The following is a 23,567-nucleotide window of genomic DNA, read 5'->3' on the forward strand; positions in this document are numbered from 1 at the left end:
TTCCGCATCGCCCTCTCCACGCGCCGGCCCGCAAGGCGATGCGCGCACTGCCAACGCGAGCGCTGATCATTCGGCGACCTCGGGTAAGCACCGCCGCGCTGCGGACGACCGCGATGCCCGGGCCACCGATGACGCCATGCCATCGCAGGCAATCGACCCGCACGTACGCTTTCGCATGCGCATCCATCACGACGGCAGTATCGCCATTGGTCCTGGCAAGGTCGCGTTGCTCGAGGCCGTTCGCGAAAGAGGATCGATCTCCGCCGCCGCACGGCATCTCAATATGTCCTATCGTCGCGCATGGATGTTGATCGACGAGTTGAACCGCTCACTGGAGATGCCGGCCACCCATGCTGAAATGGGAGGTCAACGTGGTGGCGGCTGCGTGCTGACGCCCGTGGGGGAATCGATCGTCGCGCTATATCGCGGTATCGAAGAGACCGCTTACGCAGCCTGCACGGCGCAGATCCATGCGCTGGATAAACTGCTGAAGCGCTGAGCAAGCGCGATTCACTAGGAGCATCCGGGATGACCGACCTGCATGAAGTGCCATTGCGGCAACGACTCGATGACGCGATCGACGCGGCGTTGCACGACGATCGCGTCGTGGGCGCGGTCGTCTGCGTGACGCAACACGGCATTGCGCGCTATCGTCGCGCCGCCGGCTGGGCAAATCGCGAGGCACAACGTCGGATGCAGTGGGACAGCATATTCCGGCTCGCCTCCGTGTCGAAGCCCTTCGTTACCGTCGCCGCGTTGCGCGCTGTCGCGGCAGGTATCGTGGCGATGGACGCACCGGTCACACGGTGGTTGCCCTTCTTCACGCCATTACGACCCGATGGCACACCGGCACGAATCAATGTCTACCATTTGTTGACGCATACCGCGGGCTTGGGGTACGGCCTGTCACAGGAAAAGAACGGCTCGTATCAGCAACACGGGGTCTCCGATGGGCTGGACCTGGCCGACTGTGATCTCGAAACCAATCTTCAACGTCTGGCCCAGGTACCGCTGACGTATGCGCCTAGCCATGGCTGGGCCTACTCGCTGGCGATTGATGTCCTTGGCGCGGTATTGGCACGGGCAATGGACATGCCGTTGCCTGCGGCGATCGACAAGCTGGTGGGTAAACCCCTTCGATTGAAAGACATCGGCTTCGGCGTTGACGCGGGTCGAGAACACCGCTTGACGACCGCTTACGCAAATGGAGCGGACGGCACGTTCCCGATACCGGATGGTTTATGGTTACCCTTCGACGATGCGCCAGAACAAGGCGTTCGCTTCGCGCCATCACGCATCACGAATCCCCATGCTTATCCATCGGCGGGCGCCGGCATGTCCGGCAGCGCAGCCGACGTGCTGACGTTGCTGGAATCGCTGCGAGCCGCCGATCCCGGCTGGTTATCGCCGCCTATCGCACCCATGCGTTGTGGCGATCTTTGCGGCATCGACGTTGCATCGCGCGGCCCCGGCTGGGGCTTTGGCTTTGGCGCGGGCGTTCTCGTCGACCCGATCCTGGCTGAAACGCCGCAAAGTCCGGGCACGCTTTCCTGGGGCGGCGTCTACGGACACCACTGGTTTATCGATCCGGTGCATGACTTGATCGTGCTGGTGATGACCAATACGGCCTATGAAGGAATGAACGGGCGTTTGACCATCGACATACGGGACGCCGTCTACGCTGCCTTGAATTGACGCTCAACGCCGCGGCGCGCGACACACCGTCGGCTCCCCCCATTCGGCAAGTCGACATAAAGGCCCGCGCGCTCCCCGGCGACAGCGCCGGTTTCTTGCCACGCGCGTCACCATCAAGCACGCCATTCATTATTCTTAACCAATCCCAAAGTGGTGAAGGCATACTGCGCAGCATCGACTAGTCAGTCTGCCCGCGCGGCAAACTATTAATAAGAGGCATTGCAATGTCATTGTTTCGCACCAAGCGCTTTTTGCCGCTGTTCGTTACGCAGTTCTGCGGCGCGCTGAATGATAATTTGCTGAAAAATGCAATGATCATGCTGATTACGTACCGGATGGCAACCGGTGCGCATGACGCGCAATGGCTTGTAACCGTCGCGGGCGGCCTGTTCGTTCTGCCCTTTTTCCTGTTTTCCGCGATGGCGGGCCAGATGGCCGACAAATACGATCGCGCGGCGATGACCCGGGTGATCAAGCTGGTCGAAATCGGGATTATGGCGGTGGCTGTCGCCGGCTTCTATCTGCATAGCATCGGCATCCTGCTGGCGGCCCTCGCGGGCATGGGCGTGCATTCGACCTTCTTCGGGCCGATTAAATATGCGCTACTGCCACAGCAACTGAAGCCCGAGGAATTACTCGAAGGCAACGCGCTCGTTGAAGCCGGAACATTCCTTGCCATTTTGATGGGCACGATTGCCGGAGGCGCATTGGTCTTGCGTGCGAACGGCGAAACCCTTGTCTGCATCGCCTTGGTCGCGGTGGCCGTCATTGGCTATCTGAGCAGCCGGCACATCGCCGCCGCGACACCGAGTGACCCCTCGCTACGGATCAATCGCAACCTGTTCAGAGAAACGATCCTGATCGTCTCGCAAAGCTTCCAGGACAAAGCGATCAAGCGATGCATTCTGGGCAGTTCGTGGTTCTGGTTCGTAGGTGCAACGCTGCTGGCTCAATTCGCTCCCTACGTAAAAGACGTATTGCATGCAGACCCAGCCGTGGTCACCTTGTTGCTGACGGTGTTCTCGGTAGGCGTCGGTCTGGGCTCGTACGCCTGCGATAGGTTGTTGCGCGGCGAGGTGCAGGCAACGTATGTACCCCTGGCGGCGCTCGGTCTGACGCTGTTCGGCATCGACCTCTACTTTGCCAGCCAACACGCAACGGCTGTCGTCGCGACTGCGGCCACGACGGAGTCGCTGCAATCGCTGCGAACGTTCCTGAGCGTGCCCGCCAACTGGCGCGTGCTGTTCGATCTCGGCGGCATGGCCATATGCGGCGGCATCTATATCGTGCCGTTGTACGCGATCATGCAGCATCGCAGCCCGCCCGCGCACCGTGCGCGGGTGATCGCCTCAAACAACGTGATGAATGCGCTGTTCATGGTGGTATCCGCTCTCCTGACCATCGTCATGCTGGCGCTGCACTTCACTATCCCGGAAATCTTCCTGAGTGTAGCGGTGGCGAATGGCGCGGTGGCACTTTATATCTGCCGCCTGCTACCGGACGCATTGGTGCGCTCGGTGCTCCGTTCCGTACTGACGCTGCTGTATCACGTCGAATTGCGTCATCCGGAGCGCTACACGGACGCCGGCAGCCGCGTGCTGATCGTCGCCAATCACACGTCGTTCCTCGACGCGGTACTGATTGCCGCGTTCCTGCCTGAAAAACTGCACTTTGCCGTCAACACGCATGTCGCGCGTCAATGGTGGATGAAGCCGGTGATGGCACTTGTCAATGCCTTCCCGCTCGATCCGACAAATCCGTTGGCCGCCAAGTCCTTGATCGACCTGCTCAAGCGCGACGAGAAGTGCATGATCTTCCCCGAGGGTCGTTTGACGGTGACCGGTGCGCTGATGAAGATTTACGAAGGACCAGGCATGATCGCCGATCGCTCGGATGCGCAACTGTTGCCGATCCGAATCGATGGGGCGCAATATTCACCGTTCTCGCGGCTCCGCGGCAAGGTGCGCATCCGGTGGTTCCCACGCATTACGATGACGGTACTGCCACCACAACGGTTCGCGATACCTGACGACATCAAGGGGCGCGCGCGGCGCCAGATGGCCAGCGCGCAACTATATGACGTAATGTCGGAAATGATGTTTCGGAGCGCGGGCACGCACAAGACACTGTTCCAGGCACTGCTCAGCGCCAGCGAGGTGCATGGCCGTCACCGCCCCATTGTCGAGGATATCGAACGCAAGCCGCTCCGCTATGGCGCTTTCCTGCTTCGCGTATTCACCCTGGGGCGCGTGCTTTTGCGTGGTCATCTTGAACCTGCCGATGCGGCGCAAACCGGGGAGCACACCGTGTCCCTCGAACCGGTCGGCGTCATGCTGCCAAATACGGTGGCCGCCAGCGTCGTCTTCTTCGCGCTACAGTCGATCGGTCGCGCGCCGGCCATGTTGAACTTCACCAACGGGGCGGCGCAAACCGCGCAAGCCTGCAACACGGCGAAGCTGGAGACCGTGCTCACATCGCGCCGTTTCGTAACCATGGCGAAGCTCGAAGCGATAATCGATGCGCTTGTCGCCGCTGGCGTGAAGATCGTCTATCTCGAAGATTTGCCGACCACCGTGCGCTGGCATGACAAGGCGTATGGCCTGCTGGCGTCGCGCTTCCCCCATTGGGCGTATGCACGCAATCTACGCGGCGCGGGATACGTGGCAAAACCGACCACCGATGACGATGCGCCCAGCAACCATGCGTTGGCCGACACCACCGCGGTCATCCTGTACACGTCTGGCTCCGAGGGCAGCCCGAAGGGCGTCGTCCTGAGCCACCACAATATTCTGGCAAATTGCGGCCAAATTGCCAGCCGCGTCGACTTCGGGCCCCAGGATATCGTGCTGAACGTCTTGCCGATGTTTCATTCCTTCGGCCTCACCGGTGGCACCCTGCTGCCAATTCTGTCGGGTATCAAGGCGTTCTACTACCCATCGCCACTGCATTACCGGATCGTGCCGGAACTGATTTATGACACAAATGCGACGATCATGTTTGGCACCGATACATTCCTGTCCGCGTACGCGCGTGCCGCTCATCCATACGACCTGCACAGCGTCCGCTATATCTTTGCGGGCGCGGAGAAATTGCGTGAAGACACGCGTCGGGTTTATGCGGACAAATATGGTGTGCGGATTTTCGAAGGGTACGGCGCCACGGAAATGTCCCCGGTCATCAGCCTCAATACTCCGATGCAGAATCGACCGGGCACCGTCGGCCGCTTGCTGCCGGGTATTGCCAGCCGTCTCGAGACAGTCCCGGGTATTGATAACGCCGGCTTGCTGTTTGTGAAAGGCCCGAACGTGATGAAGGGCTATATGAAGGCCGATGCGCCCGGCGTGCTGCAAGCACCGCCCGATGGATGGTATGACACCGGCGATATCGTCTCGATCGACGAGCATGGTTACGTGACAATTCAAGGGCGGCAGAAGCGCTTCGCGAAGATTGCCGGAGAAATGGTCTCGCTGACGGCCGTTGAGTCGGCGATATCGGCGCTCTGGCCCGACCAGCAACATGCCGCGGTCAGTCTGCCGGATTCACGGAAGGGCGAACAAATCGTGTTATTGACCACACGCGAGGATGCCAGGCGCGACGCGCTGCTGCAGTGGTTCCAGCAACGTCAGGTCAGCGAGCTGGCACTACCGCGACGCATTATTCATCTGCACAAGCTACCGACGCTCGGCACTGGCAAAACGGATTACCAGCGCGCGAAGCAACTGGCGGCACAAGCCGATCCGGTCACTGAATTGGCCCTGGAAAAAACAAGCGAATGATCCGCGCGGTCGGTCGGCTTCGTAGCGGCCTCGCTGGCAATAAAAAAGCGCCACCTCTCTCGATGCAGCGCTTTTTTCAGCAGACCTGCCCTGACGGCTCGAGCCTGCCCGAAGGTTGTCAACGCGGCTGGGTTACAGCGCGGCGTCCTTCAGCTTCTTCAGTGCACGAACCTTGATACGCACCGATGCCGGCTTGGCCGCGAACTCGCGCATTTCGCCGGTGAACGGGTCCTTGCCAACGCGCTTCTTCTTGGCCGGAACGTCTTGCACCGTCAGCTTCAGCAGGCCGGGCTGCGTGAATTCACGCACGCCTTTCTTGTGGACAGCGCCGAGGATGGTGGCTTCCAGTGCTGCCAAGACTGCCTTGACCTGCTTCGGCTCCACTTGGGAAACCTCAGCCAGATGCGTTGCCAACGTCACCTTGGTGAAGGTGTCCTTGATCGGCGCAGCGCCCGACGTCTTTGCTGCAACCTTCTTCGTCGCTACGGCCTTCTTAGCTGCCGGCGCCTTCTTAGCTGCGACCTTCTTTGCCGCTGCCTTCTTTGCTGTTGCCATTCGACTCTCCAGTTGTCGACCGTTATTGTGTCGCCGACCCTTGCGGCGATCGCCTATTGTATCGATACCAAACGCGTTTGTGACGTGTTTGTGATGCCTTTATAGCGTGTTTGATGCATTCTGGCAGCGATATTTCATTAAATTTCGTTTCAGAAGCGTAAAACACGGGTCGTAACGCATCACATTCGGCGATTTCGCATGGTTGGCCGAGCATTGAATGCACGTTTCGCAGAGGTGCGCGCGCCTTGTCGCATATACTCGACGACGGAGGCACTGGACAATCTGTCGCACCGAATATTCGCTATGGCAACAAGCAATCGCCCCGGTTTCATGCCTCGAACACCACCGTCGGGAAACACGGAATGACCTCTCACTACTTGCCGCGCGTGTCGAAAAGCGTTTTATTGCTGTATCGTGATACATCCTGCGTCACCTTGTAGGTCCCGAGGACACTGCTTTCTTTGCATGCCCATGCCACTCGGAAATCGTTTCTCGATCGCAGGGCGCAAGTTTTTCCATTAGCAGGAGGCCTCCAGCATCATGAGTCCGCAATTGGCCGCCGCATGGAAACTGTGGTTATCCCCTACAGCAGATGCCGCCGATGTAATCGACATCGGCTGACCTATGCCCTATTTTCCGTTGTCGGAAGGAGATCGCCGGATTGAAAAGTAGTCGAGCAACAAGAGATGAGGGTCCGGCGCACCCCTATTTTTAGCGATGAACCGCATGGCGGCAAGCCAACGGGATCCCCACGGCCGCTGAATAACAACACATCAAAGACCACTCGTACCGCCCGCTAGTGTCAAGGAGATGTCCATGCTGACCTTGCATCATTTGAACAATTCACGCTCGCAACGCGTTTTATGGCTGTTGGAAGAACTGGGCGTGCCGTACAGGCTCCAGCTTTACACTCGCGATCCGCGCACCATGTTGGCACCGCCGGAACTTGCAGCCGTGCACCCTCTGGGGAAATCACCGGTATTGGAGGATGGCGATCGGCTGCTCGCGGAGTCTGCCGTGATCATCGAGTATATGATCGATCACTACGGTGACGGTCGCTTCGGTCCCGTCCCGGGCACCGATGCGCGCCTCGATCAATCGTATTGGCTGTATTACGCAGAGGGGTCATTGATGCCGCTGTTGCTGCTGAAGCTGGTCTTCACACGGATCGCGCAGTCGCCTGCGCCGTTCTTTGTCAAGCCGCTTATCAAAGGTATCGCGCATAAAGCACAGGCCAATTTTGGCGAGCCGCAACTCGTGCGGCAACTGGATTATGTCGATGCGCACTTGAAAGAGCGCGATTGGTTCCTGGGAGACACGCTCAGTGGCGCCGACTTCCAGATGAGTTTTCCGCTGCAAGCCGCGAAAGGTCGCGTCGGCTTGGCACGGTGGCCGCATATCGACGCATTCGTCAATCGCGTCGAAAGTCGCGAGGCGTATCGTCGGGCCCTCGATAAGGGCGGACCATTTTCACTTGGATGACGGCGCGCTGCCGCATGGTCACCATGCGCGTCATTTGACGGCACCGCGATAGTACAACGCCGTCAATGCGCGGCAGACTTCGAGAAGAGATTGAGAACAACAACGCCGGCGACAATAAGACCAATGCCGATTATGGCCGGGATGTCCAGTCGCTGCCCGAAGGCGACCCAACCGATCAGCGATATGAGCACAATGCCGGCGCCCGACCATATTGCATAGATGATCCCTATCGGCACCGTGCGCATCGACAGCGACATGAAATAGAACGCGATCGCATAACCGGTGAACGTCAGCACCGTTGGCACGACGCGCGTGAAACTATCGGACATCTTCAGCATCGATGTGCCGAAGACTTCCGCCGCAATAGCAAGCGCAAGCGCGGGATAGGCACCGATTGCCGACAAGTACTTCATCTGAGACCTCATTCTAGGGGAGCGATGCCGCAAGCAATGGTAGCGCACTACGAAAGGTGCGCTATCGCAAGGATGCGTAGTAACAGACAGGGGAAGGCTATGCAGGCACCTTGCCATCCTGGCAAGTCATGTGGCGTGAGCACGCCCGGGTTCGAGCGATCACCCCTTTTTCTCAGACCAGGCCAGAATCTCGCGCACGAAGGTCCAGACGACGTCCGGTAGCGCCGTAAAATCTGCCCCGCCCGTGGGCGCGAGCCATTTCTCCAGAGTCTTGTCAGCCACGCTCAGCCGTTTTGCAAATTCGGTTTGCGTCATCCCCAGCGTCGCCATTGCGGCCAACAAGAAGTCCTGCTGCGTCTGCACGATCCGCTTCGTTGTCGTCATCCATCCCCCCGTCCATCCAGAAGCGACGCTCATCTTAGCCCATTGCCCCGTCCGACGAAATGCTTTGATCACGAGACGGATTAGTCTATTACCAAAGTCTCATAAATACGACGTTCGGTGGTGATCCGCCGAGCCCCTCCCGCTAGCTCAACCGCACCTGCCATAAGGCCGGCAGTGAGACGACGCCACCTAGCGTATGGACGCCCAATAGCAGCACCGCACCCATCAAAAGCAATAGCAGGGGATTGATACGCGACAGGAGCAACATGACGGTAGCACAGAGCGCGATGACCTTGGCTGCCGCGCCGCCATCCAACGTTGTCAGCAAAACCCAACCGGCCGCCAGGATCATGCCAGCCGCCACGGGCCGCAAACCGCGCTCCAACGCGCTGAGAAACAGCGCACCGCGATAACGCGCCCAGACATGGGTCAGACCATAGACAAGCAGACCCGTCGGCGCCAGCAACGCCATCGTCGCGACCACCGCGCCCCAGAAGCCCGCGATTTGCCAACCGATCAGCGTCGCAAGCAATGAACCTGGACCGGGCGCCATACGCGAGATGGCGAAATCGACGGCGAATTGCGCATGCGTCAGCCAACCGTGAACGTCCACGACCTGACGTTGAATATCCGCGATGATCGCTTGTCCGCCGCCGATGGTCGCAAGGGACAACGGTGCGAACACCGCGGCGAGTTGCCACAATGTTTTGGAAGACAGGCTCATTCGCGCTCCTCCTTTGGCGCAGCGCGACGCAGCATGCCATATTCAAAGCAGACACTCAAGCCACCTGCCACCACCACCACACAGAACAGCGGCAGCCGCAAGATACCGACGGCGATAAACGTTACCGCAAGAAAAGCCAACGGCACAGGCTTCCGGCGCACGCGCCGCGCTGTCGTGATGCCGATCGAGAGCGACAGTCCCGTAGCGGCGGCCGCCGCGCCAGCCAGCAATACATGGACAGGCGTGTAATGAATAAACGCCGTCAAGAAGGAGGCCAGAACGATAATGAAAATCGCGGGCGGCACGATGATGCCGGAAACGGCCAGCACCGCCCCACGCCAGCCCAGCAAGCGATGACCAATCCAGATCGCCATGTTCTTGACGTTGACACCGGGCAGCGCTTGCGAAATGGACAGCCCATTGAGAAAGTCTTCTTCGGTGATCCAATCGCGATCCTGGACGAATTCACGCAACAACCAACCGCTCAGCCCGCCACCGAAGCTGGTCAAACCAATCCGGCTAAATATGAGAAATAGCCCCAGCAGGGTAGGCGGCTCCGAACGTGGAGGACGCGACGATGGCGGACCGCTACCGCGAGAGGGATCATGCGAGGGTGTCGCCGGATAAGGCGGTTGGACAGGGGGACGCAAACCAGACATGGACAAATGCCGCGACGGCGACCGATCAAGTAAACACAATGCCCGCCGCGACATTTCCATCCCCGCACGACACACAGCGAGAACATGCGGTCGCCCGGGCGCCGCGGCAAACTGGAACGCCCATGGTAGTGCAACGTGCGGTGAAATGACACCGGAAAAAAGGCTCTTTCGGCGTGAGCGTGCGAATTGCCGACACTCGTCACCGTGAAACTTTCAAAACTGTCGATTATTTCAAGGGCGCCTTTTATGAAACAAAAGGTGAGGGAAAGCGGCTTTTGTAACGATCGCCGTTTCTTCGCGTGGTTCTGATTGATGCGGGCCCCGCGCAAGCGGCCGCATGCTGATAGGATGTTCACCAGGCACCGCTACACACGGCGTGATCGTGGTGGTGACAGGCATCATTTCGATGATGTCCTTTCCCTTCATCACTTCGGTTTTGTGCTACCGGCGTGATTCATCGACAACGACATTTCATCTACAAAAACAAACACACCATGAAGAAGATCATCTGCTCCACGCTGCTCGCCTTGGGCGGGATGGCAACCGTCAGCGCGGCCTTCGCCGCACCGCCGCCGCACCACCATCCGCATCACTTGGTCTGCAAACGCTTTATCGTGCACCACCATTGGGTCCGCCGTTGCCGCTGATCGCACGATGTCACCGGTAATATGAACGGTGGCCACCTTACGTGCGTTGATCGCTTCACTACGCCATCAATGCACGTCGCCCGAAAGGGCCATCGACAAAAGACATAGGAACATCGAAGCAGCGTTGCAAAAGCGCTGCGTCTAGTGCATCAATCGGAACGTCGGCCAGAAGTTGCCCCATTTTCAGCATGACCACGCGGTCCGCGTAGGCCAGGGCGAGGTTGGGATCATGCACGATCGCGACCACCCCGATGCCCCATTCGCGCGACAAGCGCCGAACGGCACCCAGGACATGCTGCTGGTGCCGTAAATCCATGGCGGCTGTTGGTTCGTCCAACAATAGATAACGCGCCTCTCCATGCGGCGGCAATGCCGTGCTGGATACAGTCTCTCGAGCCATTGCGTCATGGAAGTGCCGCGACCTCCCCTTATTAACGTGCTCGTGAAAAAGCTCGCCATCGGGTGAATCAGGCCATAGCTGTGCCAAGGCGCGGGCAAATTGCACACGCGCCAGTTCTCCGCCGGACAAGGTCATCACGTCGCGTCCAACAAGATCCGACGCACCAGACAACGCGAGCGCTTCGAGTGCAATTGTCCGATTGCGCGCATGCGTGCCTTGGCCGAAGCGGCCCAGCTCGACCACCTCGTCCGTTGAGAAGCCAAAGCTGATGGAAGTCGACTGGCGCATCCAGGCACGGCGCCGTGCCAGGGCCATCGGCGGGATGTCCAGGACGGGCACGCCATCGAGGCAAACCGCCCCGCGCTGCTGCCACGCTCCAGACGATGCGGTCAACCCGACTTGCTGTCCCGCAAGGCAGGCCAGCAACGTCGACTTCCCGCTGCCGTTCTCGCCCATCAGCATCAACATCTCGCCCGGACGAATCTGAAGATCAATCGCGTTCAAGAGCATTCTCGGTGAATCCGACGCGCGCCCCGCCACAGTCAGTGACAGCATTTCCACAGTCAACATCCCCCCTCCTCGATCGCGGCTAGAAACCCGCCATCCGCTTTCGACGCAACAGCAAGCTCATGAAAAATGGCGCGCCAATCAATGCCGTCAATATTCCGATGGGGATATCGGCCGGCGCGGCGATGGTACGAGCGAGCAAATCGGCGGACACCACGAGCAAGGCGCCCAACAACATCGCACCGGGCAGTACGCGACGTAGATCCGGGCCGCACAGCAAGCGCAAGCAATGTGGCGCGACCAAGCCGATAAAGCCAATCACGCCTGTCTGACATACCACCCCACCCACGCACAACGCCGTGGCGAGCAGCGCATCCCGTTTTACGCGCCGCACGTCGATACCCACCGCCTGCGCATCCGCTTCGCCAAGCTGAAATACCGTCAACGCGTGCCGATGACGCAATAGCAGGCCCCAGCCTAAAAATGCCGGCACAAGCATTGCGCCTAGCATCGACCAGCCTCCCGAAGCCAGACTACCAAGGCTCCAGAAAGTCAGCGAACGCAATTGTGCATCGGTGGCAACGTAGCCAAGTAGCCCGATCACCGCGCCTACCATTGCATTCACCGCAATCCCTGCCAGCAGTAGCCACTGAACGACCAAGGCGCCCCCGACGGCGCCTAGCCGATATACGAGCGCCACCACGACCAATGCGCCGGCAAACGCCCCCAATGGCAACACCGCGACTTGCCATGCCATGACGAGAACCGTACCGGAGGCAGGAAATAGCACGATCGCGGCCGAGGCCCCCAACGCCGCACCGCTGGACACCCCGATCAGGCCAGGGTCCGCCAACGGGTTGCGGAACAAGGCCTGCATCGCGCATCCAGCGGCCCCGAGCGTCGCGCCGCCAACAATCCCGGCGAGCACCCGTGGCAGCCGAATATCCCATGCCACCGCACGCGCCATCATGTCACCGGTATCACGCCCAAACGCGATGGCCGCAAGCGTGTGAAGCGGTATCGGATATGCTCCGACGCAGAGTGCGCACACCACCACGCCAAATAGCAGAAACGCCAGAACCGGCAATGGCCATCCGGGACGATGCCGTACAGCAACAGACCGTGTGCCATCAGGCCCGCCACGGGTATGACGCCCGCGCGAACAGAGCAAGCGACGCATCCGGTCCGCCCCTGGCAGACTATTCACGATACAAACCCTCAGCCAATAATCTGGCTGCCTGCGGCAACCGTGGACCGAAACCGAGCGGGAACAACATATCGAAGACCGACACGCGTTGACCGCAACCTGCGGGTGTCTGCACACCGCCACGATTCGCCATGACGAACGATGCACGGACAAGGCGCGCCCCGACACGCGGCAATCCATCTTGCACCACATGTTGAGTTTGCCGCCATTGCGCATCGGAGCGCGCGGTCAGCACGTGAACGCATTCGCAAACTGCGTCACCAATCGCCACAACACGCGCCGGTCGGATGCCCTTGCCAACAGCAAGGGTCGCCAGATAGCATCGACGCCCTTTATCAGACGCCCCGTACCTATCGGTGACCTTGTTGCTATCAGTGCGCATTGTTCAAGACTCCAAATTCAGGCCGGGGAGACTCGTACGGGCATCGAGCGATGGGGCGATCGACATAAAGGTATCACGCGGCGTCACGTGGAATACGAACCTACCCGGCGCGCTGCGCGTGTTTGGTGCGGCAATGTCGTGTCTACTCCGGTCGCTGACACAAGCGTGTCGCACATGCCAGAAAACAATAATGTAATGCGAAGCATTCGTATCTGTAAAGAACGACTTACCGTCGCCGCGATATGCTCGACGGTGCCGTCGTACACACGCCACCGTCCAATGCTACGCTAACGCGTTGCATGACCACCCAAACCGCACCGGAACACGAATATGAACGCACGTTGCATGACGCTCGCCGGCATCCTTTTTGCAGCGTTCAGTTGGACGCACACGGCAGGCGCCGAGGAAATTGCCAGCGTCAATACCAATTTCCATTTGACCGGATCGGATCGCGTCACTGTAGAGGCCTACGATGACCCCGATGTCAAAGGCGTGACATGCTACGTCTCCCGCGCAAGAAAAGGGGGGGTCAAGGGAACGCTGGGGATCGCCGAGGACCCGACCGAGGCCTCCATTGCTTGCCGTCAAGTCGGACCGATCAGTATTGCCGGTCCCCTCAAGCAGAAGGACACGATCTTCTCGGATCGTCTCTCCCTTATCTTTAAAACCCTGCATGTAGTCCGCATCGTCGATGAGAAGCGCAATACCTTGGTCTACCTGACCTATAGCGATCGAATCGTGAGTGGGAGCGCCAAGAATGCCGTGACTGCCGTAGCTTTGCCAGCCGGTACGACCGTATCGGTCAAGTAACCGCGTTGCTGCGTGCTTCTCCTCGTCGCGCCATGGCGCATGCTGGACGCGTGACTATTGACGTGATCCACTCACATCGCCGGGCCGTGGGCTATCGACTGACTGCCGTCACTTCGACTTCAATCTTGAACCCGAAGTGCAGCGGGCCGGTGGGTACGATCGCGCGTGCCGGCCGCGCATTGCCCGCCCACCGCGCGTAGATTTCGTTGAAGCGCGGCCAATTTTCGATGTCGTCCAGATATACGCGTACTTGCACCAGTTGCGCCATACCCACGCCCGCCGCCGCCAGCGCATTGCCGACATTGGCCAGTACCTGCTCCGCCTGCACGTCGAAGGGCGCTTCGATCAATTTTTCCCCCGCGGTCGTAATCGGTAACTGGCCGGAAACAAACACGAAGCCATTTGCGATACTCACATGGCTATAATGGCCGCCAGGCTTTGCCAGTAACGGCGTCTCAGGGTATTGCGGGTGCGATTGCGCGGTATCACCGGCCATGTAAACGTCCCCCAAAAAAAGTCTCCGTCAGCGGAGCGAACAGGATTGCTGGACAAGGCGAATGGACGGATTATGGGGCCTCGATAATCCATCGCAATTAAACGCGCATTACTGGTCTATTTCGCGTGGATGAATCACAGGTGCTGTCGGCATGCCCACCTGAATGGCAACGCGGCATATATCGATCATGCCTTATAGACCCGCGAGAGCAGTGCACGGGTAGCTTCGCGTAGCCGGGTCGCACGTTCCAGCGCACTGGCGGTCTTCGCCCATTCCAGCATGGGCACTTTGAGGCTGATCGGAATACCATCGGGCAGCGCCCGCAGGATGCCTGACAAATCCAGCCCGCCCTGGCCTGGTATCAGGCGTGCGGCACGCGCCTGAAACAGGATCGTTTCCATATCGACCGGGCGTTCGCGCGGTGCATCGCACAGTTGCAGGTAGTGGAAATAGTCAACCGGCAGCGCCCGTAGCTCAGCAAGGGTCGATGCCGCTCTATCGAAATGGATCGGATCGACGATCAAGCCGGCGTTGGTACTTTTACTCGCAGCGATGATCCGACCTCCTTGCACCACACTTTTGATATCGGTCCATGGCATCGGTTCGATGCACGGCCTGATGCCATATTTCGCCGCTAACTCGCCTATTTTGGCGATATTGTCCGCCGTGCGCGATGCATCGGGATCGTTACCGGCAATCAGCGCGAATTGGGCGCCGAACAATGCGCCCGCCGCGAAAAACGATTCGAAGTCGGTAACGCGGGTGTCAGGCTTCAACCGCAGTATCTCGATATCCAGCACGCGCACGCCGGTATCGCGAATACAGGCCAGCGTTTCACGGCGCAACGGCGTATCGGCAATAAAAGCGTGGTGTACCTCGGTGTCCGTCGCCGGCACCAATCGCAACCCGACATAGTCATAGCCCGCCAGCGCCGCGCATTCCACCATCTTGGGCGGCAATAACGACAGCACCGTCAAAGCGGCAAGCGATAAAGGCCGTATGGTATTTGTCGTCATGCCCGTTCTTCTTTTTTGGCCGAAGACGACGCACGGTATTGATTTGAAACCCCGCGCATGGCGTCTCCTTGGTGAGGTACGTTATCAGGGTAAATACTGATCATCCTTTATCTTAAATACATGCATTACCATTTCACAAGACGCGAAACGATGCCAATATCCAACGCGAAACATCCGTTCGGGAAGAGCCTTACTGACGCCTTACTATCATCCCAATAAAGTAGCGAGGCTGGCCGGAGAATGCCAGCGTTAAACAACTTCCTCGTCAGGAGCCAGCATGTCACACGAGCCCGTACACGTCCCGCTTCAAGGCGCAGACCAGGACGCTCACAGTCGAAATCAGACAAAGCGCGCAACAGCCAGTGGATGGATCGGCTCGGCCCTCGAATACTACGATTTCTTCATCTACGCGCAAGCCGCGGCATTGGTTTTTCCACAGCTATTTTTTCCCTCCAGCGACCCGAAGGCGGCCATTGTCGCATCGCTCGCGACATACGGCGTGGGCTATGTGGCGCGGCCGATCGGCGCCTTCATTCTCGGGCATTGGGGTGACCGGTACGGCCGCAAGAATGTCCTGCTCATATGTATGTTCATCATGGGCGTATCCACGATGGCGGTCGGCCTGTTGCCGACTTATCACCAAGTCGGCGTCATCGCACCCATCCTGTTGGTGATCGTGCGTCTGGCGCAGGGGTTCGCGGTGGCGGGAGAGATATCCGGGGCCAGCTCGATGATTCTCGAACACGCGCCTTTCGGACGCAGAGGCTACTATTCCAGCTTTACGCTGCAAGGCGTCCAAGCCGGTCAGATCATGGCTGCGGCAGTGTTTCTTCCCCTCGCCTATTTCATGGACGATGCATCGTTCAACAGCTGGGGATGGCGCATTCCGTTTCTCCTGTCGGCGGCGGTACTGGTTGCGGGCTATTTCATTCGCAGGGAAGTAGAGGAAACGCCGGTGTTTGCCAAGCAGGTCGAATCGAATCAAGTGCACGCATCACCGGTCAAGGAAGCGTTTAAACATAACTTCGCGGACATGGTTCGCGTGGTGTTCATGGCGCTAATGAACGTCGTACCCGTGGTGGCAACCATTTTCGGCGCGGCCTACGCGGTACAGGCGTCGTATGGCATCGGCTTCCATAAAAGCGTTTATCTGTGGATTCCGGTCATCGGGAATATCGTCGCCGTGCTGCTGATTCCGTTTGTTGGAAACCTGTCGGACCGCATAGGGCGGCGATTGCCCGTGGCCGTCGGTGCGGTAGGCTCGGGTCTTTTGTCGTTTGCCTATCTGTACGCCATCAGCATTCACAACGTGCCGCTGGCGTTCGTCATGTCGATCCTGATGTGGGGCGTCGTCTACCAAGGCTATAACGCGGTATTTCCCAGTTTTTATCCGGAACTGTTCCCCGCCCGCTCGCGCGTATCCGCGATGGCCATCGGCCAGAACATCGGCACCATGATCACGGCTTTGTTGCCTGCGCTGTTTGCCATGGTGGCGCCCCCCGGATCGGCCAATATTCCCATGACGATCGGCGGCATTACCTTGGCGGTCACGATCCTCTCGGCGATTGCTGCCTGGAGTGCGCGCGAAACGTATCGCATTCCGCTGCAGCAGTTGGGTGAGCCTGACGCGGAACCGCTCGAGAAAGGTCTCTACGATCGTGAGCGCGAGAAAGTCGTCTCAGAGAGCAAGCTGCGTAAGGCGGCGGTCTAGTCTAAACAAATGCGCCGGGTCGTGGATACCGCTGCCTTGATGATGAAACGGAAGACGACCTCAGGTATGGCGTGCTGCCGGCAAAATGGCACGATGCGGCAACGCGTCGTGCCGTCATCGCGTTACCGCCCCCTGTAATACCAACAGGGTTACAGTCTGGGCATGCAGCGTCAGTTGCAGTTGACCATCGACCGCATTGATGTCGTCCAGGCGGGAGATAGCATTGTTCGCGAGTTGCCACACCGCCACTTTTCCCCTGATCGCGAAGTGGCTGACGGGCATAAGGACATCGGCCACCATGCCGCGCTGTTTGTTGATGACCATCACGGTCATCACCCGATCGTGATCGCGCAACGCCGCGAATGACGATACCTGATCCGGGTTGTGCTGCACATCGGCAATGCTGATATCGCCGAATCCCGATCCCTGTCCGTCATAGTTCCGGTATAGTTTAAACGCTTTGTAGACCGGCATGTCCGGCGTCAACGCGCCCCAGTGAACGGCGATGTCCAACCCCTCACGACCAAAGATCCCCAACACGTCGGCCTGCGCCGTCGCGCCGTTCATCGTCGTGGCGCCGCCCCAGTTGTACTCGGTCAGCGCGATCGGCGTGCCGGGATAGTAATACGTGTCGACCCATTGCCGCATCAGCGGAATCAGGGCCACCACGCTGTTGATCCAGGATGGGTCCTTGTAATTGCTATCCCATAAATCACGCGTGGACCGGTTTCGCGCCAATTCGACCGTGGGCGTATCGGCATCCGCGGCGCCCTTGTTCTCGTTGAACTCGCCTTCCTGCGGATAGAAGTGCAGGCTGAACACGTCCACCGGGTGCCCGGCCTGCTTCCATTGCATCAGCAGCCACGGAACGTAGTCTATGCCAGCAGTTTCTTGTTCGCGGTCCGGAAGATGACTGAAGCCGTGCGCGGCCGCATATTGCTGATCGAAGCCGCTGAGGTGAAATCCGGTCCACCCCCACTCCTCTGGCGCCACGACGCGCGCACCGGCGTCGGCCGCCTTCACCGCGCGGGAATACGCAACGACCTTCTTCGCTACCTCACTCGCGTGCGCACCGTCTGGATGCATATCACGGTGATTCATGTGCCAGAGACTGGGCTCGTTGTCCATCACGTAATACCGGGCGTTGGCCGCACCAGCACGTCCGAACGTCTGCACGAGATGTGTGACGCGCTGCTGCTCGTTTTCCGGGGCATCGACGACCGATGCATCATCTGGATCGTTTTTGATCAGCGTGCCGTCAGGCGCGATACCGTTGCCTGCATCGGCGAAACCATTGACGTCGGCCGCTTTCTGCGCGCCGTATTTCGCCACCGAGAAACTCGCCAGCGGCTTGCCGTCCTTATCGAGTTTGGCCACCCTGCCGACCATTGGGATGGTCAACATCGGTATCGCACGACCCGCACGGGTGTCGCTAATAAACCGCGCGTCGTACTGATGCGCCTCGTTCGAATCGATTGGCACGCTTTCGAAAAACCAATCCAGCCCGGTGTTGCGCGCGTCGATCCGCCAATTGTACGTCGACGCACTATTGCCGCCCGAGCGATTGATCGGCGCCCGTAAGTCCCGCAGCACGTCCGGGGTAGCAAAACTCAAGCCATAGATCAACGGGCTGATGGGACGACGATTGGCTGCTGCATCAATGGTGATGATGACCGGTAGCGGGGCAGCGGGCACTGCGGGCACCGACGCCGTCACGCACGTCGCGAGCAACGCCATCCATAACGGTCGTGGTTTACGGCGCGGTCGATTTGGCATGCGGCATCCCTGTTCCATTCGCGCCGAAACGCGGTACGACAACGGCATCGTCCGCCTCGAGTGGCGACTGTAGATCCCTTTCATCCAACTCCCAGACAACGAGTTTCGGCGGTGTCTGGGCAAACGCCGGGCTCGCGAAATAGGCCCGCGCCGCACCGCCGAATTTTGCGCCCTCGTGGGCGAAATTGCCAACGCCACTCCCGAGAGCCAGGGCCAACTGCGGTATGAAGTCGGATGTCGTCGAATACGACGTGCCGACGACGGCGATGTCAGGCAAGTCCGCGTCACCAAACAAGTCATCGGCCGTTGATGCGGCTCGCGCTTCATATACATAGTCGCGGCGGGATACCGTCTCCGGGGCGGGTTGCCAGGACAGGGGCAAATCGTCCAGCCCGGCCAGGCGCACCAGATCGCCCGGCCGTCGCGCGGGGGGCTGGTCCACGATCCGATAGCCGGGCTTGCTTGCACCCAGCGTCACGCCCAGGGCCTTGATACGCGCCGCGACGTCCCGGGCCGCGGCACCCGCACCGTTTTGTGTCCAGTGCGTGTCGGTCCGGAAAAAAGCGTCACCGGGCACGCGGCGCAACGTTGTGTCCAGGTCGACGACGGGAACTCCGGCCACCTTCAGCCGGGACGTCCATTCACCCAGACGCGGCGCCAGGGAAGCCGGACGAACCAGCGTGCACAGATGTCGCGATTCGATACGTGATTTATCGGGCACCACGACAACGAGCAATCCAATCCCGCGACTTGCCAATGCATGCTCGACAGCTGCGACCGTCATGGCGCGGCGGATAAGGTGACTGTCGGCGTCGGCATGAACGGTCAACTCGTCTCGCAGGAACAACCAACCTGGGCAACCTTGTCGTACGCGTGGACCCAGGTCGTGGATCGTCAGCCAACCGAGCGCGCGTTGTATCCGCGCGGCATTGGCGCCGATGGGCGTATCTGCCATGCGGCTCGCGAGTTCCTTCGAAACGGTGCCATCGAGGATACCCGTCCGGGTCACCGCTTGCGGCAACAGTGATCCGGTTGTCGACGCGAACCAGATATTGCTCACCAGGCCGACAAACAGGAAGCCCATCAGGATCACGGCCACGACCTTGCCGGCAGCGGTGGCAGGACGTTGCGGGAGCGGCTGAGGATCTGCCATGGCGTCGGCTCAGAACTGAAAGTAGAGGAAGGGCACCGCGCCGCGCGCGACGATCAGCCCGAACGAAAGAAGAAAACCGGCAAGCGGCCATACCTCTCGCCACACACGCTGCGTGGTGGTACTGCTGCCGAATGCATCCCATCGGCGTTGCCACAGCGGGAAAAGCACACAGACAATGCCGAGGGCCGCCGCGAGGAAGTGCGCGGGCCGCAATTGCACACGCAGCGCATCGCTCAAACCGATACCATTCAGACCGAACTGACCGCGGTACATGGCAAGCGCGGCGTCAAAACCTACAGCTCGGAACAAGGTCCACGCCAGCATCACGAACAGCATCGTCAGCCCATGGGAGAGCCAGTCGGGCAAGGTCGGCATGTCGTTACCACGCCAAAGGCGTGCCACGATCAATGCCACGCCGTGGGCCACGCCCCACATGAGGAAATTCCAGCTATCTCCGCCGTGCCACAGACCGGCGATCGCCATTGTCAGCAAGAGATTTCGGCACGCCTGCCATTCCCCGTGACGACTGCCGCCCAGGGGTATATACAGATAGTCCCGAATCCAGCTCGACAACGACAAATGCCAGCGACGCCAGAAGTCCTGGATACTGCTGGCGAGGTAGGGATGATTGAAGTTTTCGGGAAAGCGAAAGCCCAACATCTGCCCGAGGCCGATTGCCATCGCACTATAGCCGGCGAAGTCAAAGAACAACTGCAACGTGTAGAAACCACCGCCGATCCAGGCATCGGCCATCGTTGGCGTGTGCATTGAAAAGACCACGTCGACAATCGGTGACAACGTGTCGGCCACGAGTACCTTCATGCTTATGCCGATCATCAATCGGCGTGCGCCGGCAGTAAACCCATCCCAGTCGACGGTACGCGAGGCCAATTCGCGCTTGACCCATGCATACCGGATGATTGGTCCGGCAATCAGATGCACGAACATTCCTTGATAGGCACCATATCGGATCACACTGCGATCCGCAGGCACCGTTCCGCGCTGCACGTCGATCAAATAGGAGATCGATTGCAGAACGATGAACGACAGCCCGATAGGCAGCGCCACATGCGTCCAGGGGAGCGCGCCGTCATGGCCCCGGAACAGCACGCTGTCTAGGCTTGTGACCACGATATTGGCGTACTTGTACCAGCACAGCAGCAAGACGTTCACGGCGATGAAGAAGGCCAGCCAGCGGCTGCGGGCACGCGGGGTAGACGCCCTGTCGATCACCATGCCGCCGAGCCAGCCCCAGAACGTCAGTGCAATGAACAGCAGCAGGAACACCGGGCTCCACCAAGCATAGAAGAACCAGCTGCAAAACAGCAGCACGCCATTACGCCAACGCGCCGGCGACGCGACATAGATCGCGAGGAAGGCCGGCAGAAAGAGCGTCAGGAATTCCAGGGACGCAAAAACCATGCAGGGTTCTCAGAGCAAGGTGGAGCTGAACCGATGTGTCCTTACCGCTCACACCACGCGCTCCCCTCTCATGGTCGTCACGGCCGTGAGGGGCGCGTGGTGTGGCGTGGGCGGCGAATCGCGTCAGTGCAAGGAAAGACGCGATAACCGCATTTAGTGCGCAACCGCGTCATTCGCGAAAAAGACGCGTGAATGCGTCCCGGATGGTACGAGAAACACCGTGTACCGCTGTCCGGCGACAAGCGTGCCCAAACTCAGGGGCTGGCCCACCGATTGACCACCACACGCCAATTGCACCGTCAACGCCACCGGATTCACCTGGCGCCGCTTGCTCTGGCCTACCGGCACGCCATCGAGCAGCACGATGTCACGACCGGCCACCTTCAACGCGGGCTTGGTGCAGTGCGCGTCAAGGTTGTAAAAAGCGACCGACGCTTTCAACGCGTTAAAGTCATCCGGTTTCTCCCGCACCGTCACCACTCGCAGCGCGCCTTTGGCTGTACCGTCGAGCGCGACAATGCTGACAAATTCGCCAGGCTGCACCGTGGCCGACACGTCCTGGTGCGCGCCATCGCCGCGCAACGTCCCCTTGATCGGCTTGCCGGCGGCAATGGCGAAGAACGGACTGGTCGGACCCTTTTCATCGAGCGTCAACCGGGCCTTCGATCCCGAGGCGGTCACCTCCACCGGCTGCGATGCACCGGAGACGAACCGCACGAACGACGAATCTTCAGCAGGACCGGTTGGGTATAAAGGGATATCGGCTGCAAAGGCTGACCCCACGAACAGACCCGGCAAGGTCAAAGCCAGGGCGGACAGGAAGAAGCGGGAGAATATCGGTGTCATTTCTTTTTCAGGCTGGTAATCGCGGGAGCGGAGCCCATGGCATTGACGATGGCCTTGCCCCAGGAAACGTAACCCAGTTGGGTGTAATGTTCGCCGTCCAATGTCTGCCATTGACCAGGTCGCGCGAAGGTTGTCGAATCGATATACGAGCAAGGCGCGACATTGTTCGCCAGGAAGGCGGACAGTTCCTTGACCCTAGCGTCGGACTTGGCGAATTGTCCCGCATTACCGCCCCAGCCCGGTCCAACCCAGACGCAAGCGGTATGCGTGTCAGCAATGGCTTTCGTCAGACCTGTCACTTCCTGCCACGCCCACGCCTTCGGGAAGACCGGTTTGTCGTACGAGCCCATCGTGTCGCCTTCGATCACGACGACCACATCAGGCTTGTCAGCCTTGATCAGATCCGTGATCGGCGTGGTATGCGCTTCCTTGCCCAACACCGTGGCAGGACGTTTGTCGACCTGATCGGCACCGCAATCCACTTGCGTGGTCTTCAACCAGCGGGCCGGACTCGCCCCACAGGCACCGATCACATGCACATGCGCGGCGCCATGCGCCTGCAAAGCCTGTATCAAAGGCTCGCGCAAATGATTGTTCAACGTCAGATGGCTTTCACCAATGACCAACACGGAAAGGCCTAACAAGGCGGACGCTGCAGCAGGCACGAAACACTCCACATCCGGAAAGCCCGGAAAATCAAATTAATCGGGGCAGGCCCCAGGTCCTTTCACACAGCACGTTGCGAATACCGGTCACGACGCACACTCAACCGGTCAAACCGATACATCGGCACGGTGCGCGTTTAACGCGACGCCTTACCTTGCTGAACAACCGGCAGCTTCACCAGCGCTTTCATGATGTCGTTGCCCCAATACTTGTAGCCGGTGGTGGTCAGATGCTGGCCATCCACGGTCGCCCACTCGCCAGGTCTGGAGAATGTCAGCGAATCGATATACGAACAAGGCGCCACATTGGAGGCCAGAAACGACGACAACAACTTCACACGGCCGAACGTCTTCTGGTATTTGCCGCCTTCAGTCCCCCAGACGGGACCGACCCAGACACACGCCGTCTTGTGCGCGGCAAGGTTCTGCGTCAGCGCCGTGACCTGTTGCCAGGCCCAGGCCTTTGCAAAGTCGTCCTTGCCATAGCCGCCGATCGTATCGCCTTCGACGATGATGACGAGGTCGGCCTTGTTTGTGGCAACCAATTGGTCGACCGGCTGGGTCTTAGCGTTGTGATGGATGACGATCGGTCCCTTGCCGTTACGCTCGGCACCACCGCACGTGCCTTGGACGGACTTGACCCAATCGCCGGGTGTGCTGCCGCAGACGCCATAGGTGTGCACCTGCGCACCCGCGGCGATCAATTGGTCTTGCAGCGTGTCAATAAGATAGCCGGGTTCGCTCAAATGGCTATCGCCTATCATCACGATGCTAAGACCGGCGAGTACGGAAGCAAGCATGGAACCTCTACTCCTCAAAAACGACCGATATCCGTTCGGTC

Annotated in this window: 23 protein-coding genes; 7 read left to right on the forward strand and 16 right to left on the reverse strand. The window is 59.6% G+C overall.

All coding sequences use genetic code 11. The features are described from left to right. Positions 1–175: 175 nt before the first annotated feature. The 3 genes from SJQ66_RS05265 (at position 176) to SJQ66_RS05275 (ending at position 5,471) form a co-directional block, all read left to right on the forward strand. Positions 176–499 carry a winged helix-turn-helix domain-containing protein gene (locus SJQ66_RS05265; RefSeq protein WP_390174014.1) on the forward strand — a complete coding sequence of 108 codons (324 nt, stop codon included), beginning with the start codon at positions 176–178 and terminating at the stop codon, positions 497–499. A 29-nt stretch (positions 500–528) separates the two neighbouring features. Then, positions 529–1,695 (forward strand): serine hydrolase domain-containing protein, encoded by a 1,167-nt coding sequence (locus SJQ66_RS05270; protein ID WP_320534046.1) that lies wholly within the window; start codon positions 529–531, stop codon positions 1,693–1,695. 224 nt (positions 1,696–1,919) lie between these two features. Next, positions 1,920–5,471, forward strand: a complete 3,552-nt coding sequence (locus SJQ66_RS05275; RefSeq protein WP_320534047.1) for an acyl-[ACP]--phospholipid O-acyltransferase — start codon at positions 1,920–1,922, stop codon at positions 5,469–5,471. Between the two features lie 132 nt (positions 5,472–5,603). On the opposite strand, the gene SJQ66_RS05280 is transcribed toward SJQ66_RS05275, so the two are convergent. After that, positions 5,604–6,026, reverse strand: coding sequence for an HU family DNA-binding protein (locus SJQ66_RS05280; protein ID WP_024904285.1), 423 nt, complete (start codon positions 6,024–6,026; stop codon positions 5,604–5,606). 816 nt (positions 6,027–6,842) lie between these two features. On the opposite strand from SJQ66_RS05280, the gene SJQ66_RS05285 reads away from it, so the two are divergent. Continuing rightward, positions 6,843–7,508, forward strand: a complete 666-nt coding sequence (locus SJQ66_RS05285; protein ID WP_320534048.1) for a glutathione S-transferase family protein — start codon at positions 6,843–6,845, stop codon at positions 7,506–7,508. Between the two features lie 62 nt (positions 7,509–7,570). Here the strand turns inward: SJQ66_RS05285 and SJQ66_RS05290 are convergent, their stop codons facing one another. The 4 genes from SJQ66_RS05290 to SJQ66_RS05305 all read right to left on the reverse strand — a co-directional run bounded on the left by SJQ66_RS05290 (position 7,571) and on the right by SJQ66_RS05305 (position 9,688). Then, positions 7,571–7,921 (reverse strand): SMR family transporter, encoded by a 351-nt coding sequence (locus SJQ66_RS05290; RefSeq protein WP_046152141.1) that lies wholly within the window; start codon positions 7,919–7,921, stop codon positions 7,571–7,573. A 159-nt stretch (positions 7,922–8,080) separates the two neighbouring features. Further along, entirely contained in the window at positions 8,081–8,338 is a 258-nt protein-coding gene (locus SJQ66_RS05295; RefSeq protein ID WP_244141690.1) for a transcriptional regulator, read from the reverse strand. Between the two features lie 109 nt (positions 8,339–8,447). Continuing rightward, a complete protein-coding gene (locus SJQ66_RS05300; protein WP_024904281.1) occupies positions 8,448–9,029 on the reverse strand; it encodes a chromate transporter in 582 nt (193 codons plus the stop codon). Beyond that, positions 9,026–9,688, reverse strand: coding sequence for a chromate transporter (locus SJQ66_RS05305; RefSeq protein ID WP_082102415.1), 663 nt, complete (start codon positions 9,686–9,688; stop codon positions 9,026–9,028). The genes SJQ66_RS05300 and SJQ66_RS05305 overlap by 4 nt, the downstream gene beginning before the upstream one ends. A gap of 494 nt (positions 9,689–10,182) precedes the next feature. On the opposite strand from SJQ66_RS05305, the gene SJQ66_RS05310 reads away from it, so the two are divergent. Beyond that, positions 10,183–10,335, forward strand: a complete 153-nt coding sequence (locus SJQ66_RS05310; RefSeq protein ID WP_157685693.1) for a hypothetical protein — start codon at positions 10,183–10,185, stop codon at positions 10,333–10,335. A gap of 58 nt (positions 10,336–10,393) precedes the next feature. Here the strand turns inward: SJQ66_RS05310 and SJQ66_RS05315 are convergent, their stop codons facing one another. The 3 genes from SJQ66_RS05315 to SJQ66_RS05325 are packed head-to-tail and all read right to left on the reverse strand — an operon-like array spanning position 10,394 to position 12,831. Beyond that, on the reverse strand, positions 10,394–11,305 hold the full coding sequence (locus SJQ66_RS05315) for an ATP-binding cassette domain-containing protein (protein ID WP_024904276.1): 912 nt from the start codon (positions 11,303–11,305) through the stop codon (positions 10,394–10,396). A gap of 19 nt (positions 11,306–11,324) precedes the next feature. Next, a complete protein-coding gene (locus tag SJQ66_RS05320) occupies positions 11,325–12,422 on the reverse strand; it encodes a FecCD family ABC transporter permease (RefSeq protein ID WP_046152139.1) in 1,098 nt (365 codons plus the stop codon). A gap of 19 nt (positions 12,423–12,441) precedes the next feature. Continuing rightward, positions 12,442–12,831, reverse strand: coding sequence for a hypothetical protein (locus tag SJQ66_RS05325; RefSeq protein WP_024904274.1), 390 nt, complete (start codon positions 12,829–12,831; stop codon positions 12,442–12,444). 345 nt (positions 12,832–13,176) lie between these two features. On the opposite strand from SJQ66_RS05325, the gene SJQ66_RS05330 reads away from it, so the two are divergent. Beyond that, on the forward strand, positions 13,177–13,641 hold the full coding sequence (locus tag SJQ66_RS05330; protein WP_236693375.1) for a CreA family protein: 465 nt from the start codon (positions 13,177–13,179) through the stop codon (positions 13,639–13,641). A gap of 91 nt (positions 13,642–13,732) precedes the next feature. On the opposite strand, the gene SJQ66_RS05335 is transcribed toward SJQ66_RS05330, so the two are convergent. After that, positions 13,733–14,137: a RidA family protein gene (locus tag SJQ66_RS05335; protein WP_024904272.1), complete on the reverse strand. Its 405-nt coding sequence runs from the start codon at positions 14,135–14,137 to the stop codon at positions 13,733–13,735. 185 nt (positions 14,138–14,322) lie between these two features. Next, the gene (locus SJQ66_RS05340) at positions 14,323–15,153 is read right to left on the reverse strand and encodes a sugar phosphate isomerase/epimerase family protein (protein WP_320534049.1); all 831 of its coding nucleotides are present in this window, start codon (positions 15,151–15,153) and stop codon (positions 14,323–14,325) included. Between the two features lie 277 nt (positions 15,154–15,430). Between SJQ66_RS05340 and SJQ66_RS05345 the strand changes: the two genes are divergently transcribed. Then, positions 15,431–16,864, forward strand: a complete 1,434-nt coding sequence (locus SJQ66_RS05345; RefSeq protein WP_320534050.1) for an MFS transporter — start codon at positions 15,431–15,433, stop codon at positions 16,862–16,864. Between the two features lie 114 nt (positions 16,865–16,978). Here SJQ66_RS05345 and SJQ66_RS05350 read toward each other — a convergent pair whose 3' ends face one another. From SJQ66_RS05350 to SJQ66_RS05375, 6 genes are all read right to left on the reverse strand, one after another. After that, entirely contained in the window at positions 16,979–18,640 is a 1,662-nt protein-coding gene (locus SJQ66_RS05350) for a glycoside hydrolase family 44 protein (RefSeq protein ID WP_320534051.1), read from the reverse strand. Then, positions 18,618–19,793 (reverse strand): alginate O-acetyltransferase AlgX-related protein, encoded by a 1,176-nt coding sequence (locus SJQ66_RS05355; RefSeq protein ID WP_024904268.1) that lies wholly within the window; start codon positions 19,791–19,793, stop codon positions 18,618–18,620. Before SJQ66_RS05355 ends, SJQ66_RS05350 begins: the two co-directional genes overlap by 23 nt. A gap of 9 nt (positions 19,794–19,802) precedes the next feature. Continuing rightward, positions 19,803–21,215: an MBOAT family O-acyltransferase gene (locus tag SJQ66_RS05360; protein ID WP_024904267.1), complete on the reverse strand. Its 1,413-nt coding sequence runs from the start codon at positions 21,213–21,215 to the stop codon at positions 19,803–19,805. A 153-nt stretch (positions 21,216–21,368) separates the two neighbouring features. After that, positions 21,369–22,061 carry an alginate O-acetyltransferase AlgF gene (locus SJQ66_RS05365; protein WP_024904266.1) on the reverse strand — a complete coding sequence of 231 codons (693 nt, stop codon included), beginning with the start codon at positions 22,059–22,061 and terminating at the stop codon, positions 21,369–21,371. Further along, positions 22,058–22,726, reverse strand: a complete 669-nt coding sequence (locus SJQ66_RS05370; protein ID WP_024904265.1) for an SGNH/GDSL hydrolase family protein — start codon at positions 22,724–22,726, stop codon at positions 22,058–22,060. The genes SJQ66_RS05365 and SJQ66_RS05370 overlap by 4 nt, the downstream gene beginning before the upstream one ends. A 137-nt stretch (positions 22,727–22,863) precedes the next feature. Continuing rightward, positions 22,864–23,526 carry an SGNH/GDSL hydrolase family protein gene (locus SJQ66_RS05375; RefSeq protein WP_024904264.1) on the reverse strand — a complete coding sequence of 221 codons (663 nt, stop codon included), beginning with the start codon at positions 23,524–23,526 and terminating at the stop codon, positions 22,864–22,866. Between the last annotated feature and the right edge of the window lie 41 nt (positions 23,527–23,567).

This window comes from Robbsia andropogonis (assembly GCF_034047095.1).
Lineage (GTDB): Bacteria > Pseudomonadota > Gammaproteobacteria > Burkholderiales > Burkholderiaceae > Robbsia > Robbsia andropogonis.

Coding starts and splice junctions, on each gene's coding strand:
- SJQ66_RS05305 (WP_082102415.1), bottom strand. CDS start 9,688: ATGTCTGGTTTGCGTCCCCCTGTCCAACCGCCTTATCCGGCGACACCC.
- SJQ66_RS05355 (WP_024904268.1), bottom strand. CDS start 19,793: ATGGCAGATCCTCAGCCGCTCCCGCAACGTCCTGCCACCGCTGCCGGC.
- SJQ66_RS05325 (WP_024904274.1), bottom strand. CDS start 12,831: ATGCGCACTGATAGCAACAAGGTCACCGATAGGTACGGGGCGTCTGAT.
- SJQ66_RS05360 (WP_024904267.1), bottom strand. CDS start 21,215: ATGGTTTTTGCGTCCCTGGAATTCCTGACGCTCTTTCTGCCGGCCTTC.
- SJQ66_RS05300 (WP_024904281.1), bottom strand. CDS start 9,029: ATGAGCCTGTCTTCCAAAACATTGTGGCAACTCGCCGCGGTGTTCGCA.
- SJQ66_RS05365 (WP_024904266.1), bottom strand. CDS start 22,061: ATGACACCGATATTCTCCCGCTTCTTCCTGTCCGCCCTGGCTTTGACC.
- SJQ66_RS05335 (WP_024904272.1), bottom strand. CDS start 14,137: ATGGCCGGTGATACCGCGCAATCGCACCCGCAATACCCTGAGACGCCG.
- SJQ66_RS05340 (WP_320534049.1), bottom strand. CDS start 15,153: ATGACGACAAATACCATACGGCCTTTATCGCTTGCCGCTTTGACGGTG.
- SJQ66_RS05295 (WP_244141690.1), bottom strand. CDS start 8,338: ATGAGCGTCGCTTCTGGATGGACGGGGGGATGGATGACGACAACGAAG.
- SJQ66_RS05275 (WP_320534047.1), top strand. CDS start 1,920: ATGTCATTGTTTCGCACCAAGCGCTTTTTGCCGCTGTTCGTTACGCAG.
- SJQ66_RS05290 (WP_046152141.1), bottom strand. CDS start 7,921: ATGAAGTACTTGTCGGCAATCGGTGCCTATCCCGCGCTTGCGCTTGCT.
- SJQ66_RS05310 (WP_157685693.1), top strand. CDS start 10,183: ATGAAGAAGATCATCTGCTCCACGCTGCTCGCCTTGGGCGGGATGGCA.
- SJQ66_RS05350 (WP_320534051.1), bottom strand. CDS start 18,640: ATGCCAAATCGACCGCGCCGTAAACCACGACCGTTATGGATGGCGTTG.
- SJQ66_RS05280 (WP_024904285.1), bottom strand. CDS start 6,026: ATGGCAACAGCAAAGAAGGCAGCGGCAAAGAAGGTCGCAGCTAAGAAG.
- SJQ66_RS05265 (WP_390174014.1), top strand. CDS start 176: ATGCGCATCCATCACGACGGCAGTATCGCCATTGGTCCTGGCAAGGTC.
- SJQ66_RS05345 (WP_320534050.1), top strand. CDS start 15,431: ATGTCACACGAGCCCGTACACGTCCCGCTTCAAGGCGCAGACCAGGAC.
- SJQ66_RS05375 (WP_024904264.1), bottom strand. CDS start 23,526: ATGCTTGCTTCCGTACTCGCCGGTCTTAGCATCGTGATGATAGGCGAT.
- SJQ66_RS05315 (WP_024904276.1), bottom strand. CDS start 11,305: ATGTTGACTGTGGAAATGCTGTCACTGACTGTGGCGGGGCGCGCGTCG.
- SJQ66_RS05330 (WP_236693375.1), top strand. CDS start 13,177: ATGACGCTCGCCGGCATCCTTTTTGCAGCGTTCAGTTGGACGCACACG.
- SJQ66_RS05285 (WP_320534048.1), top strand. CDS start 6,843: ATGCTGACCTTGCATCATTTGAACAATTCACGCTCGCAACGCGTTTTA.
- SJQ66_RS05320 (WP_046152139.1), bottom strand. CDS start 12,422: ATGCGTCGCTTGCTCTGTTCGCGCGGGCGTCATACCCGTGGCGGGCCT.
- SJQ66_RS05270 (WP_320534046.1), top strand. CDS start 529: ATGACCGACCTGCATGAAGTGCCATTGCGGCAACGACTCGATGACGCG.